Raw genomic sequence first — 12,298 nt, forward strand, 5'->3', positions numbered from 1 at the left:
CTTTCTCCATCAATTCAGGGCGGCGTTCGGCGCCTGCGCGCTGCCGCGCCGCGTGACGCCCGCGAGGCCCAGCACGAACAGCGCCGAGCACAGCACGGGCACCGCGGCCGCGTGGAACAGCGCGCCGTTCGACCAGTTGAGCGCAATCAGTTGCCCGCCGACGAGCGGCCCGAGCACCGAGCCGATCCTGCCGATGCCGAGGCTCCAGCCGATGCCGGTCGAGCGCAGCGACGTCGGGTAATACTGGCCCGCGAGCGCGTTCACGGCCGGCTGCCCGCCGACCACGCAGAACCCGCCCGCGAACACGACGACCAGCAGCCACGGCAGCGCATGCGCGACCGAGCCGATCAGCCCCACCGACACGGCCGCGCACGCGAAGCACGCGAACAGCACGCGCACGAAACCGTAACGTTCGATGAACCAGCCGAGCGACAGCGTGCCGATCACGCCGCCCGTCTGCAGCACCGTGCCGACGATCACCGCCGTGCCGGGCGAATAACCGGCGGCGCGCATCACGGTCGGCAGCCAGTTCGACAGGAAGTACAGGTCGATCAGGTTCATGAAGCTGATGGCCCACAGCAGCAGCGTGACCGGCAGGCGGCCATGGCGGAACAGCTCGGCGACCGGCGCGCCGCTCGCGGCACGCTCGCGCACGACGAGCCGCGTATTCGCATCGATGCCGGCTTCCGGCGCGAACCGCGCGAGCCAGTCGCGCGCCTGCGCGACGCGCCCTTTCAGCACCAGGAACTGCAGCGACTCGGGCAGCCGCGCGACCATCGCGAGCGTCAGCACGAGCGGCACCGCGCCGCCGACGAAGAACACCGAACGCCAGCCGAGCGCCGGAATCAGCGCCGCGCTGATGAAGCCACCGAGCGCCGCGCCGAGCGTGAAGCCGCACGACACGATCATCATCCGCTTCACGCGATGCGCGGCCGGGCTGAACTCGCCGACCAGCGCCATCGCGTTCGGCATGATGCAGCCGAGGCCGAGGCCGGTGACGAAGCGCAGCGCCATCAGCACGGGAATCGAGCCCGCGAACGGCGTCGCGAGCATCGTCACCGCGAAGAACAGCGTCGAGCCGATCAGCACCGGGCGCCGGCCGATCCGGTCGGCCAGCACCGACAGCCCGAGCGCACCGAGCAGCATCCCGAACAGGCTCGCGCTGAACACGGGCCCGAGCGCCTGCTTCGGCACGCCCCATTCGGCGATCACGCTGGGCGCGACGTAGCCCATCGCCTGCGCATCGAAACCGTCGATCACGAGGCACAGCCCGCACAGCATCAGCAGCATCCAGTGAAAACCCGGGCGATGGGTCTCGTCGATCACGCGCTCGACTTCGAGCACGCGCGCGTCGGCCGGCGCCGCGCTCATTGCGCGACCTCGGCGGCCGGATGCACGAGCGGCGTCACGCCCTGGCGCGCGAGCGCCATCGCTTCGCGCAGCACGTCGGCGTCGCCGACCTGGTTCGCGAGCAACAGGATCAGCTTCGCGTTGACGAGCTGGCTGTCCGCGTCCGACAGGTCGCGATGCATGTCGATCAGCGCTTCGTAGAACGCGTCGGGGTCGGCCAGGCGCGGACGGGTATCGAGTGGGGGCATGACGGTGTCTCCGGTGTCTTTATCGTATTCAGCGTGCGCAGATCGCGCGCGCCAGTGCGTCGGCAATCGCCTGACGGTCGAGCGTGCGCGTGCGGGCGCAGACGTGCTGGTCGGGGCGCAACAGGTAGAACGTGCCGGGCTGCGCGTCGTAGCGCCGCGCGGCGAGCCCGTCGACGTCCTCCACGACGTCGACGCCGGCCACCGGCTGCGCGTGCCCGGCCGGCACGATGAGTACCGGCCGAACCGGCACCGCGAGACCGTCGACGGCCTGCGCCAGCGCCGCCGCGTCGCCCGGCAAGCCGAACAGCACGCCGGTGAAGCCGCCGCGCAGATGCTGCAGCAGCCAGCCCGGCGTGCCCTGCGCGCGCACCGGCGCATCGGCCGCCGCCGCGCCCGGCCGCATCGCGCACGCGAATGCGTCGCCGCCGCGGTCCGGCGTGTTGAGCGGCGAATCGGCGAGCACGGCCGGCACCGACAGGCGCCCGCTGTTCACCAGCTTGCGCGCGAACTCGCAGTCGCGCGCGAGCTTCAGCGTCGCATCGCGGAACACGCGCGACACCGCGCTCTTCGGCGTGATGAAGTCGGTCGAGCGCGTCGAGTTGCGGATGTTCTCGTCGGCCGCGAACTCGCGCTCGCTCGCATACGTATCGAGCAGGCTGTCGGCGGAACGGCCGTCGAGCACCAGCTTCAGCTTCCACGCGAGGTTGTCCGCGTCCTGCACGCCGCTGTTCGCGCCGCGCGCGCCGAACGGCGACACGCCGTGCGCGGAATCGCCCGCGAACAGCACGCGGCCGTGACGGAACGTCTCCATCCGCTGGCAGCGGAACGTATAGACGCTCACCCACTCGAGTTCGAACTCGACGTCCGGCCCGAGCAGCGCGCGCACGCGCGGGATCACGCGCTCCGGCTGCTTCTCGGCGACGGGATCGGCATCCCAGCCGAGCTGGAAGTCGATGCGCCATACGTTGTCCGGCTGGCGGTGCAGCAGCACCGACTGGTTGCGGTGAAACGGCGGATCGAACCAGAACCAGCGCTCGGTCGGAAATTCCGCCTTCATCTTCACGTCGGCGATCAGGAAGCGGTCCTTGAACGTGCGGCCGCGGCTTTCCAGGCCCATCGTCGTGCGCATCGGGCTGCGCGAGCCGTCGGCCGCGATCACGTACTGCGCACGCAGCGTCGCGACGCCGTCCGGCGTCTCGATCGTCAGCACCGCATGTTCGGCCGACTGGTCGACGCCCGTCACCTTGTGCTTCCAGCGGATGTCGATGTTCGCCAGTTCGAACGCGCGATCGGCCAGATAGCCTTCGACGTAGTACTGCTGCAGGTTGATGAACGCGGGGCGCGCATGCCCTTCCTCGGGCAGCAGGTCGAAGGCGTAAAGCTGCTCGTCCTGCAGGAACACCTTGCCGACGTGCCAGCTCACGCCCTTGTCGACGAAGCGCTCACCGCAGCCGAGCCGGTCGAAGATCTCGAGGGTGCGCTTCGCGAAGCAGATCGCGCGCGAGCCGGTCGACAGCGTGTCGTCGTCGTCGAGCAGCACGACGGGCACGCCCTGCTGCGCGAGGTCGATCGCGGCCGCGAGGCCCACCGGGCCCGCGCCGACGACGATCACCGGATGAACGGCCGCGTCGTGCGCGCGGGCGCGGTACTCGAACTTCAGCGTCTGGTAATCGATGCTCATGGTCGCCATCCGCTCCTCAACCGCGCCGCGCGCGCACCGCCGCGCCCGTCGTCCCGCCCCTCTCCTGCCGGCGCGCCTGCCCGCCTGTCCTGTCAACCGCCACGTCTCGCTCCTTGCTTCCGTTGATTCGTGAACGACGCCGTTTCGCGGCGCCCGCATGCCGCATTTCTTGATCGGCGACAAATCCTGGATTTACGAATAGTAAAACCAATTACGAATAGTGAAATCAACGTAAACCCTAGGCATCGACTCGGGGACGGGATAACCATATGAGTGAAACGCCGAGCCGAGCGCGGCGCGCGCTGCTAATATCAAGTCAACGAGGCGGCCCTTTCGGCCGCCATTTTTCCTTCTCACGCCGATGATTCCGCCTACCATCCCCGAGTTGGTCGCCCGTGCCGGGCAGCTGCCGTATCTGCGGGAACACCTCGCGCTTGCCGAAGGCGGCACCGCGTGCGCGAATCTGCCCGAGCGCACGCTCGCGAGCGCATACGAGCCGATCTACGACGTGACGATGCCCGGCTCGCCGCAATCGACGTCGTTCGCCGACGCGATCGAGCGCTACGGCGACGAGCTCGGCTTCCAGGCCGTCACGCTCGTCACGGGCGCGCAGCACGATCCGGTCGACGCGGCCGTCGACGACCAGACGCTGGTCGCGATCGACCGCCTGTCGCGCGCGCTGCACGCGATCAATTTCTTCGGGGCGCAGCGCCACGGGCTGTTGTTCCTGCGCGTGCACGAGCGGCTGCTCAAGAGCGTGAAATACGACCACGGCAAGCATTTCTCGTCGGTGCTGCAGCGCTTCGGGCTGCCGGTCGAGCGAATCGTGATCGAGCTGCCGGCGGTTGCGGTCGCGCACAAGACCTTCCTCGGCTACCTGACGCGCAGCTACCAGCATCACGGTTTCAAGGTCGCGGACAAGCTGCCCGACCCGGGCCGCATCCTCGCGGTCGAATCGGAGATGGCGCGCCCCGACTACATCAAGATGGATGCGGGCATCGCGTTGCGCGACGGGATGGTCAAGGCGCTCGTCGCCTACGCACAGCGCGTGCGCATTCCGCTGATCTTCGACGGCGTCGTCGACGAGACGCAGTGCGAGTTGCTGCGTCAGCACGACGTGCGGTTCATGCAGGGGCCGGTGTTCGCGAAGGTCGTGACGGCCTGAGCGATCGGCAGGAAAGGCGCGCCGCAGGCCGGCGGATGGCGTGATGTTCGCGTGATGCTTGCGGGATGGGAGCCGGGAAGCCGGGGCGGCGGCCGCGCAGCACACGCCGACGGTTACCGCCTACGCTCTTCCACCATCGTCGTATTTGGGCAGATCGTCGCCGATCTCGACGCCCGGGAAACGATCGCGATACCAGACGTGCCATGCCGGACGCAGCCGCGACGGTTCGTCGAGCGTCGCGTAATTGATCTCGACCGTCCGCGGCGCGTCGGAGAGCCGGTATTCGAGCTGCGCGCCGCAACGGCCGCAGAAGCGCCGCTCGCCCCACGCGCTCGATGCATAGACGGTCGGTTCGCCCTGCAGGTATTCGAATGCGCCGATCGGCACCGATGCCGACGCAACGACCGCCGCGCCGGTCGTGCGCTGGCAGAGCCGGCAGTGGCAGAAGCCGGCATCGGTGGGAACCTCGGCGATACGATAGCGGATCGCGCCGCACGCGCATCCGCCCTCCATCGGTTCGGGGTGGGCCATTGCAAACCTCGTCGTCGGGGAGCAGGCGAACGATGATGAGCGCCGTTCGCCCGTCGCGCAATACACGGCGGCGCCGCGCCGCCACCACGCCCCACGCCGCCCCGGCGCGAACGAACCGGTTGCCGCGCGAAGGCAACACCCGCGCGCTCGTTGCTCAGACCGTCTGCCCGAGCCGCTGCGCGAGCGCCTTCAGTTGCGGCCCGACCTGCGTGCGAAACACGCCCTCGTCCATCGACGACGCCGGGCCGCTGCAGCTCAGGATCAGCCAGCGCCCCTCGCGCGGCTCGCGAAACGGCACGGCCGCCGCGTTCACGTCCATGTGCCACGCGCGGAACGAATAGCAGCAACCGCCCGTCGAGAATTCGGCCACCGCCTGCTGCGCGGCCTCGACGAGCGCATCGGCGTCGGCCGCGCCGCCGGCGGCGCGGTGCAGTTCGGCATAGAGCGCGCGGCGCACGTCGTCCGGCTGCACGGCCAGGTACGCGCGCCCCATCGAGCTCGTCAGCATCGACAGCCGCGAACCGGGCGCGAGCCCGAGCGTCAGCGCGGTCTCGCTGCGGATCGTCTCCAGATAGATCATGTCGAGCCCGTCGCGGCAGCCGAGCGACACGGCCGCGCCGATCTCGCGCGCCAGCGCCTGCATGTGCGGCCGCGCGAGATCGATCGTCCCCGAGCCCGACAGCAGCGCATAGCCGAGCGACAGCACGCCGGCGTCCAGCGCATACTTTCCGAGCGTCTCGTCGTAGCGCAGATAGCCGAGCACCGTCAGCGTATAGGCCAGCCGGTTCACCGTCGCCTTCGGCAGCCCCGTGCGTTCCGCGAAATCGCGGTTGCCCAGCATCGTCTCGCCGGGCCGGAAGGCGCGCAGCAGGTCGAGCCCGCGCGCGAGGGCGACGACGAACTTGCGCTCGTCGATCGTGGTGTCATCCATGGTTGAAAGTGTCATCCGGTGCTACACTGGGTTCGATTTGCAAAACATTGTTCCGCACAGCGGAACGCAAGTCAAGCGAACTTCAGGCATCAGCCCGGAGCACGCGCTGACGCGCTACTTCTGCCCGACCGAAAAGCACGGGTGTGGAGTCAGCGCCGAGGCGCCCACTTCGACCGACCGCAAAGCAAGGGGCCGAGTAAGCACTGAAGCGCCAACTCGGGCCGACCGCGAAGCATGGGGCCGAGTAAGCGCTGAAGCGCCAACTCGGGCCGACAGGAGATGAGACGATGAGTGCTGCAACTTTTCATTGGGACGATCCGCTGCTGCTCGACCAGCAACTGACCGAAGAAGAGCGAATGGTCCGCGATGCCGCACAGGCGTACGCACAGGACAAGCTCGCGCCGCGCGTCACCGAAGCGTTCCGCCACGAACGCACCGACGCGGCCCTCTTTCGCGAGATGGGCGAGGTCGGCTTGCTCGGCCCGACGATTCCCGAGGAATACGGCGGCCCCGGCCTCAACTACGTGAGCTACGGGCTGATCGCGCGCGAAGTCGAGCGCGTCGATTCGGGCTACCGGTCGATGATGTCCGTGCAGTCGTCCCTCGTGATGGTGCCGATCCACGAATTCGGCTCCGACGCGCAGAAGCAGAAATACCTGCCGAAGCTCGCGACCGGCGAATGGATCGGCTGCTTCGGCTTGACCGAGCCGAACCACGGCTCCGATCCGGGCAGCATGGTCACGCGCGCGAAGAAGGTGCCGGGCGGCTACTCGCTGTCCGGCGCGAAGATGTGGATCACCAACTCCCCGATCGCCGACGTGTTCGTCGTGTGGGCGAAGCTGGAAGAAAACGGCAAGGACGCGATCCGCGGCTTCATCCTCGAGAAGGGCTGGAAGGGCCTGTCGGCGCCGGCGATCCACGGCAAGGTCGGGCTGCGCGCGTCGATCACCGGCGAGATCGTCCTCGACGAGGTGTTCGTACCCGAAGAGAACCTGATGCCGAACGTGAGCGGCCTGCGCGGCCCGTTCACCTGCCTGAACTCGGCGCGCTACGGGATCGCATGGGGCGCGCTCGGCGCCGCCGAGTCGTGCTGGCACACCGCGCGCCAGTACGTGCTCGACCGCCAGCAGTTCGGCCGGCCGCTCGCCGCGAACCAGTTGATCCAGAAGAAGCTCGCCGACATGCAGACCGAAATCACGCTCGGCCTGCAAGGCGTGCTGCGCCTCGGCCGGATGAAGGACGAAGGTACGGCCGCCGTCGAGATCACGTCGATCATGAAGCGCAATTCGTGCGGCAAGGCGCTCGACATCGCCCGCCTCGCGCGCGACATGCTCGGCGGCAACGGCATCTCCGACGAATTCGGCGTCGCGCGCCACCTCGTGAACCTCGAGGTGGTCAACACGTACGAAGGCACGCACGACATCCACGCGCTGATCCTCGGCCGCGCGCAGACGGGCATCCAGGCATTCTTCTGACGATCCGGCCATGACGCACGCGGCAGCGATGCCGCGCACGCGCCCGCCGCCAGATAAAAGGCCCGCCCGGCATCGCTGCCGGACGGGCCTTCGTCATGGAAGCCGCGGCTGCGGGCCGCCGATGCTTACTTGTTCGGCTGCGGCGTCAGGCGCAGATACGGACGCACCGCCTTGAAGCCCTTCGGAAAGCGCTTCTTCAGCTCTTCCGGATCCTGCAGCGACGGCACGATCACGACGTCGTCGCCGTCCTTCCAGTTGCCGGGCGTCGCGACCTTGTAATTGTCGGTCAATTGCAGCGAATCGATCACGCGCAGCACTTCGTCGAAGTTGCGCCCCGTGCTGGCCGGATAGGTGATCGTGAGCCGCACCTTCTTGTTCGGGTCGATCACGAACAGCGAACGCACCGTCAGCGTTTCGTTCGCGTTGGGGTGAATCATGTCGTACAGCTGCGACACCTTGCGGTCCGCGTCGGCGATGATCGGGAAGCCCACGACCGTCGACTGCGTTTCGTTGATGTCGTTGATCCAGCCCTTGTGCGATTCGACGCCGTCGACCGACAGCGCGATTACCTTCACGTTGCGTTTCTCGAATTCGCCCTTCAGCTTCGAGGTCAGCCCGAGTTCGGTCGTGCACACCGGCGTGTAGTCGGCCGGATGCGAGAACAGGACACCCCAGCTGTTGCCGAGCCACTCGTGAAACTTGATGGTGCCCAGGCTCGATTCCTGCTCGAAATCCGGTGCGATGTCACCAAGACGCAGACTCATGATGTTCCCTCCTCGAACGATGCTGGTTGAAACCGCGCGCCGGACAGCGCGGGGCAGTCCATCAGCTTACGGGAAGCAATGGGCCGTGCGAACGATTATTCCGTTTGATATTCATTCTTTTTTGTCATTTTTACCCGGGGTCGCGGCAGGGCGGGGGGCTGCGAGGGAAACTTTTCAATCCTTTGCCGCTCTGTTCATGATTACAAGTCGTTTACCATGCAGTCTTGCGCTGCCGCCGTTTGTCTTGCCGGCTCGCCAGCAGGCAGGGGTTTCGCTACGATGTGAACCTGCAGCATGACAGCACGAAGGGAGTTGCAATGTCGGAAATCAACAAGGAGAAACTGATGTCGGATATCAAAACCGTTCTCTCGGACGCCGAAGACCTGCTCAAGCAAGCAGCGAGCAGCACGGGCGACCGTGCGGCCGAGCTGCGCGAGAAGGCCATGTCTCGCCTGAAGCAGGCCAAGGAAAAGGCAGCCGACGTCCAGGTCGTGGTGGTCGAGAAAGGCAAGAAGGCCGCGCGCGCGACCGACGATTACGTGCACGAGCATCCGTGGACGTCGATCGGCGTGGCCGCCGGCGTCGGCGTGCTGATCGGCCTGCTGATCAACCGCAAGTAACGCGCTTGGCGCCGTTTCGCCCCGCAGGCCGCGTCGCGCGGCCTGCGGGCGTCGAAGCCAGCCGGCCTGCGCCGGCCGGCTTTGTCCTAGCTGCTCACTGCACGCGCAAGCATTTCATCCATGACGACAGACACCCCCTCGCAGCCGTCCGGTCAAGGACCGCTGCGCCGCCTCGTCGGCTCCGCCATCGGCCTTCTGCAGACGCGCCTCGAACTGGTGGGCATCGAGCTTGCCGAGGAGAAGGAGCGCCTGATGGGCGTGCTGTTCCTCGGACTCGCCGCGATGATGCTCGCGACCATGGCGCTCATCAGCCTGACCGTGCTGATCGCGATCGCGTTCTGGGATACCTACCGCTGGCAGGCGCTCGCCGCGATCACCGCGCTGTATGCCGTTAGCGCCATCGCATGCGCGCTGAAGGCGCGCTCGGGCCTGCGCGACGCGCCGACCGTGTTCGAGGCGACGCTCGCCGAACTCGATAAAGACCGCGACCTGTTCCGCGGCAAGCCGTGAACGCCCTCGCGCTCATCCCTTCCACCTACTTCGCCGACGCGCCATGAGCCAGAACATCACGGGCAATTCATCCCGCTCCCATTCGTCGCGATCGCACTGGAGCGCGTCGCAGCACCGCGCGCTCCGCAAGGAATTGCTGATCCTGCGATCCGAAGTCGAGCGGCTCGAACTCGCGGAAGCCGCAGCCGAAATGCGCCAGGCCGTCACGCGCTTCAGCTGGCTCAAGGTATTCATCCCCGGCCTGTCCTCCCACAAGTTCGGCCAGTCGGCCAAGAACCTGAACGCAAGCCTCGGCCAGCTCGTCAACCAGTATCCGATGCTGAGCTCGCTCGCGTCGCTCGTGCTGGCGAAACCCATTCGCTCGCTGCTGCGCGCGAGTGCGGGCCCCGCGTTGAAGTGGGGTACGCTCGGCTTCGCCGCATGGGAAATCTACAGGATCTGGGCGCAGTCCCGCGACGAGCGCGGACTCGACGCACACGACGATTGACCGTCGGCATCCCGCGCGCACGGCCATGGGCCGCTGCGCGCCTTCCTTGCGAACCCAGCGCTCGCCCCAGCAGACAGCGCCCGGTTCGCCGGCGCCATCGTTACCTGCATTGCCTTTCGTCCCGTCCGAGCGCAGCGTGAATGTACCGCATGCATCGTCGTGCATCGGACCAGTGTCGAGCGGCGCCGCTGCCAGTTCATAGCTCACAGGCGAATCGTCGCCGTCCGGCCGCCCGAGCGCTATTCGATTCTCGGCATGCCCGTGCGGCGGCACCTGCGCCAGCATGCCGCGGATGCGCACCATCGACTATGGCGAGCGACATAGCGACCATCAGCTCGACGAGCGTGAATCCGCCCGGTCGTTGCACCACATTCTTCAGGGATTGAGCGCCCAGCTCCATCGCAATCGTCCTCCGCAACGGTGATGCGACGACTGTAGCGGCGCGTGCGGACGCGCGCCATTAGCCGAACGGCCGACTGGCGACATGCGATCGCACCCGACACAATCGGCGCGAATCGAACCAACGGAGCAGACGATGAACGAACGCAGCGCGTCAGCGCTTACGTGGGGTCTTGGCGGGAGAGGCGCGACGGAACTCTTCGATCACGTCGGCAAATTCGGAAACGTCCTCGAACCGGCGATACACCGATGCGAAGCGGACATAGGCGATCGTATCGAGGCCGCGCAACTCGTTCATCACGAGTTCGCCCAGCTTCTCGCTACGCACCTCACGCTCGCCGGTCGCGAGCAGTTGATATTCGATGCGGGCGACCGCCGCGTCGATCGCGTCGGCGGCAACCGGCCGCTTGCGCAGCGCGAGTTGCATGCTGGCGACGATCTTGCGACGGTCGAATTCCGTGCGGCTGCCGTCCTTCTTCACGACGAACGGCAGGGACAACTCGACCCGCTCGTACGTCGTGAAACGCTTGTCGCAAGCCGAGCAGCGACGGCGCCGCCGAATCGCGGCGCCATCTTCGGACACGCGCGAGTCAACGACCTGCGTGTCGTCATGCCGGCAGAACGGGCAGCGCATCGGCGATCAGCGGTAAACCGGGAAACGCTTGGTCAGCTCGGCGACCTGCGCGCGCACGCGCTCGATCGTCGCTGCGTCTTCCGGGTTATCCAGCACGTCGGCAATCAGGTTGCCCACCTGCTCGGCTTCCGCCGGCCCGAAACCGCGCGTCGTCATCGCCGGCGAACCGAGGCGCACGCCGCTCGTCACGAACGGCTTTTCCGGGTCGTTCGGGATCGCGTTCTTGTTCACCGTGATGTGCGCCGCGCCGAGCGCCGCTTCCGCTGCCTTGCCCGTGATGTTCTTCGCGCGCAGGTCGACCAGCATCACGTGGCTTTCCGTGCGGCCCGACACGATCCGCAGCCCGCGCTTCACCAGCGTTTCGGCCAGCACGCGTGCGTTCTCGACGACCTTCTGCTGATATTCCTTGAACTCCGGCGACAGCGCTTCCTTGAACGCCACCGCCTTCGCCGCGATCACGTGCATCAGCGGGCCGCCCTGGATCCCCGGGAAGATCGCCGAATTGATCGGCTTCTCGTACTCGGCCTTCATCAGGATCACGCCGCCGCGCGGGCCGCGCAGACTCTTGTGCGTCGTCGTCGTCACGAAATCCGCGTGCGGCACCGGGTTCGGATACACGCCCGCCGCGATCAGGCCTGCGTAGTGCGCCATGTCGACCATCAGGTACGCGCCCACCGACTTCGCGATCTTCGCCAGACGCTCGAAATCGATCTTCAGCGCAAACGCCGACGCGCCCGCGACGATCAACTTCGGCTTGTGTTCCTGTGCAAGCTGCTCGGCAGCGTCATAGTCGATGTCTTCGTTTTCGTTCAGGCCGTAGCTCACCACGTTGAACCACTTGCCCGACATGTTCACCGGCGAGCCGTGCGTCAGGTGGCCGCCGTGCGCGAGGCTCATGCCCATGATCGTGTCGCCCGGCTTGAGCATCGCGAAGAACACGCCCTGGTTCGCCTGCGAACCCGAGTTCGGCTGCACGTTCGCCGCTTCCGCGCTGAACAGCTGCTTCACACGGTCGATCGCCAACTGCTCGACCACGTCGACGTACTCGCAGCCGCCGTAGTAGCGCTTGCCCGGATACCCTTCCGCGTACTTGTTCGTGAGCTGCGAGCCCTGCGCGGCCATCACGGCCGGGCTCGTGTAGTTTTCCGACGCGATCAGCTCGATGTGATCTTCCTGACGGCGGTTTTCCTGCTCGATCGCTGCAAAGATTTCGGGATCGACGTTCGCGATGGTGCTTTGGGCTCTGTCAAACATACGGTTTCCGTTAAGTGTGTACAGGTTGACCGGAGCGGCCAAGTACGGTGCGTTGCTGGCGAGACCAGCTCGACGTGGCGGAAGAATCCGTATGACGCGAGGCAGGACAGCCACCGGCGATGCACGCGACGGCGCACAACGGCTGCCCAGGCGAACGGCAAAAACGGCGCCCCGCGCTTCACGGTGGGATGCTCCACCTTGAACCCGAAGGGTTCTATCGCCAGTCACGCAGGGGTGATGAGCGCATTA

The 12,298-nt window shown here is 66.8% G+C and carries 14 protein-coding genes and 1 riboswitch; of the genes, 5 read left to right on the forward strand and 9 right to left on the reverse strand.

The window, feature by feature from the left end; genetic code table 11:
- Positions 1-9 precede the first annotated feature (9 nt).
- From HWX09_RS25970 to HWX09_RS25980, 3 genes are read right to left on the reverse strand one after another with little or no spacing between them, the layout of a single operon-like run.
- Positions 10-1,371, reverse strand: a complete 1,362-nt coding sequence (locus tag HWX09_RS25970) for an MFS transporter (RefSeq protein ID WP_027783660.1) — start codon at positions 1,369-1,371, stop codon at positions 10-12.
- Positions 1,368-1,598 (reverse strand): DUF2783 domain-containing protein, encoded by a 231-nt coding sequence (locus tag HWX09_RS25975; protein WP_027783659.1) that lies wholly within the window; start codon positions 1,596-1,598, stop codon positions 1,368-1,370. The genes HWX09_RS25970 and HWX09_RS25975 overlap by 4 nt, the downstream gene beginning before the upstream one ends.
- 28 nt (positions 1,599-1,626) lie before the next feature.
- Positions 1,627-3,279, reverse strand: a complete 1,653-nt coding sequence (locus tag HWX09_RS25980; RefSeq protein WP_027783658.1) for an FAD-dependent oxidoreductase — start codon at positions 3,277-3,279, stop codon at positions 1,627-1,629.
- A gap of 361 nt (positions 3,280-3,640) precedes the next feature.
- Between HWX09_RS25980 and HWX09_RS25985 the strand changes: the two genes are divergently transcribed.
- The gene (locus HWX09_RS25985; RefSeq protein WP_027783657.1) at positions 3,641-4,444 is read left to right on the forward strand and encodes an EAL domain-containing protein; all 804 of its coding nucleotides are present in this window, start codon (positions 3,641-3,643) and stop codon (positions 4,442-4,444) included.
- A 120-nt stretch (positions 4,445-4,564) separates the two neighbouring features.
- Here HWX09_RS25985 and HWX09_RS25990 read toward each other — a convergent pair whose 3' ends face one another.
- Together HWX09_RS25990 and HWX09_RS25995 are read right to left on the reverse strand one after the other, a co-directional pair.
- Complete coding sequence (locus HWX09_RS25990) at positions 4,565-4,975, reverse strand: GFA family protein (RefSeq protein ID WP_027783656.1); 411 nt, start codon at positions 4,973-4,975, stop codon at positions 4,565-4,567.
- Between the two features lie 154 nt (positions 4,976-5,129).
- Complete coding sequence (locus HWX09_RS25995) at positions 5,130-5,921, reverse strand: IclR family transcriptional regulator (protein WP_027783655.1); 792 nt, start codon at positions 5,919-5,921, stop codon at positions 5,130-5,132.
- Between the two features lie 272 nt (positions 5,922-6,193).
- Between HWX09_RS25995 and HWX09_RS26000 the strand changes: the two genes are divergently transcribed.
- On the forward strand, positions 6,194-7,381 hold the full coding sequence (locus HWX09_RS26000) for an acyl-CoA dehydrogenase (protein WP_027783654.1): 1,188 nt from the start codon (positions 6,194-6,196) through the stop codon (positions 7,379-7,381).
- Between the two features lie 125 nt (positions 7,382-7,506).
- On the opposite strand, the gene HWX09_RS26005 is transcribed toward HWX09_RS26000, so the two are convergent.
- Complete coding sequence (locus HWX09_RS26005; RefSeq protein WP_027783653.1) at positions 7,507-8,145, reverse strand: peroxiredoxin; 639 nt, start codon at positions 8,143-8,145, stop codon at positions 7,507-7,509.
- A gap of 317 nt (positions 8,146-8,462) precedes the next feature.
- Between HWX09_RS26005 and HWX09_RS26010 the strand changes: the two genes are divergently transcribed.
- From HWX09_RS26010 to HWX09_RS26020, 3 genes are all read left to right on the forward strand, one after another.
- Complete coding sequence (locus HWX09_RS26010) at positions 8,463-8,765, forward strand: YqjD family protein (protein WP_006494044.1); 303 nt, start codon at positions 8,463-8,465, stop codon at positions 8,763-8,765.
- 120 nt (positions 8,766-8,885) lie between these two features.
- Entirely contained in the window at positions 8,886-9,275 is a 390-nt protein-coding gene (locus HWX09_RS26015) for a phage holin family protein (RefSeq protein WP_027783652.1), read from the forward strand.
- A gap of 43 nt (positions 9,276-9,318) precedes the next feature.
- On the forward strand, positions 9,319-9,762 hold the full coding sequence (locus HWX09_RS26020) for a DUF3318 domain-containing protein (protein ID WP_027783651.1): 444 nt from the start codon (positions 9,319-9,321) through the stop codon (positions 9,760-9,762).
- A gap of 196 nt (positions 9,763-9,958) precedes the next feature.
- Here the strand turns inward: HWX09_RS26020 and HWX09_RS26025 are convergent, their stop codons facing one another.
- From HWX09_RS26025 to glyA, 3 genes are all read right to left on the reverse strand, one after another.
- Positions 9,959-10,162: a prepilin-type N-terminal cleavage/methylation domain-containing protein gene (locus HWX09_RS26025; protein ID WP_230469123.1), complete on the reverse strand. Its 204-nt coding sequence runs from the start codon at positions 10,160-10,162 to the stop codon at positions 9,959-9,961.
- Between the two features lie 153 nt (positions 10,163-10,315).
- Positions 10,316-10,795: a transcriptional regulator NrdR gene (nrdR, locus tag HWX09_RS26030; RefSeq protein WP_006476792.1), complete on the reverse strand. Its 480-nt coding sequence runs from the start codon at positions 10,793-10,795 to the stop codon at positions 10,316-10,318.
- 6 nt (positions 10,796-10,801) lie between these two features.
- Positions 10,802-12,049, reverse strand: coding sequence for a serine hydroxymethyltransferase (gene glyA, locus HWX09_RS26035; protein WP_027783650.1), 1,248 nt, complete (start codon positions 12,047-12,049; stop codon positions 10,802-10,804).
- A gap of 137 nt (positions 12,050-12,186) precedes the next feature.
- Positions 12,187-12,287: riboswitch (ZMP/ZTP riboswitch) on the reverse strand.
- Positions 12,288-12,298 lie beyond the last annotated feature (11 nt).

This window comes from Burkholderia sp. BCC1208 (assembly GCF_902833095.1).
Lineage (GTDB): Bacteria > Pseudomonadota > Gammaproteobacteria > Burkholderiales > Burkholderiaceae > Burkholderia.

What these genes read in the sequence shown, in the direction of transcription:
- HWX09_RS25980 (WP_027783658.1), bottom strand. Translation starts at nt 3,279, where the DNA reads ATGAGCATCGATTACCAGACGCTGAAGTTCGAGTACCGCGCCCGCGCG.
- HWX09_RS26025 (WP_230469123.1), bottom strand. Translation starts at nt 10,162, where the DNA reads ATGGAGCTGGGCGCTCAATCCCTGAAGAATGTGGTGCAACGACCGGGC.
- HWX09_RS26020 (WP_027783651.1), top strand. Translation starts at nt 9,319, where the DNA reads ATGAGCCAGAACATCACGGGCAATTCATCCCGCTCCCATTCGTCGCGA.
- HWX09_RS26015 (WP_027783652.1), top strand. Translation starts at nt 8,886, where the DNA reads ATGACGACAGACACCCCCTCGCAGCCGTCCGGTCAAGGACCGCTGCGC.
- HWX09_RS25990 (WP_027783656.1), bottom strand. Translation starts at nt 4,975, where the DNA reads ATGGCCCACCCCGAACCGATGGAGGGCGGATGCGCGTGCGGCGCGATC.
- HWX09_RS25995 (WP_027783655.1), bottom strand. Translation starts at nt 5,921, where the DNA reads ATGACACTTTCAACCATGGATGACACCACGATCGACGAGCGCAAGTTC.
- HWX09_RS25975 (WP_027783659.1), bottom strand. Translation starts at nt 1,598, where the DNA reads ATGCCCCCACTCGATACCCGTCCGCGCCTGGCCGACCCCGACGCGTTC.
- HWX09_RS26000 (WP_027783654.1), top strand. Translation starts at nt 6,194, where the DNA reads ATGAGTGCTGCAACTTTTCATTGGGACGATCCGCTGCTGCTCGACCAG.
- HWX09_RS26010 (WP_006494044.1), top strand. Translation starts at nt 8,463, where the DNA reads ATGTCGGAAATCAACAAGGAGAAACTGATGTCGGATATCAAAACCGTT.
- HWX09_RS25985 (WP_027783657.1), top strand. Translation starts at nt 3,641, where the DNA reads ATGATTCCGCCTACCATCCCCGAGTTGGTCGCCCGTGCCGGGCAGCTG.
- HWX09_RS25970 (WP_027783660.1), bottom strand. Translation starts at nt 1,371, where the DNA reads ATGAGCGCGGCGCCGGCCGACGCGCGCGTGCTCGAAGTCGAGCGCGTG.
- glyA (WP_027783650.1), bottom strand. Translation starts at nt 12,049, where the DNA reads ATGTTTGACAGAGCCCAAAGCACCATCGCGAACGTCGATCCCGAAATC.
- HWX09_RS26005 (WP_027783653.1), bottom strand. Translation starts at nt 8,145, where the DNA reads ATGAGTCTGCGTCTTGGTGACATCGCACCGGATTTCGAGCAGGAATCG.
- nrdR (WP_006476792.1), bottom strand. Translation starts at nt 10,795, where the DNA reads ATGCGCTGCCCGTTCTGCCGGCATGACGACACGCAGGTCGTTGACTCG.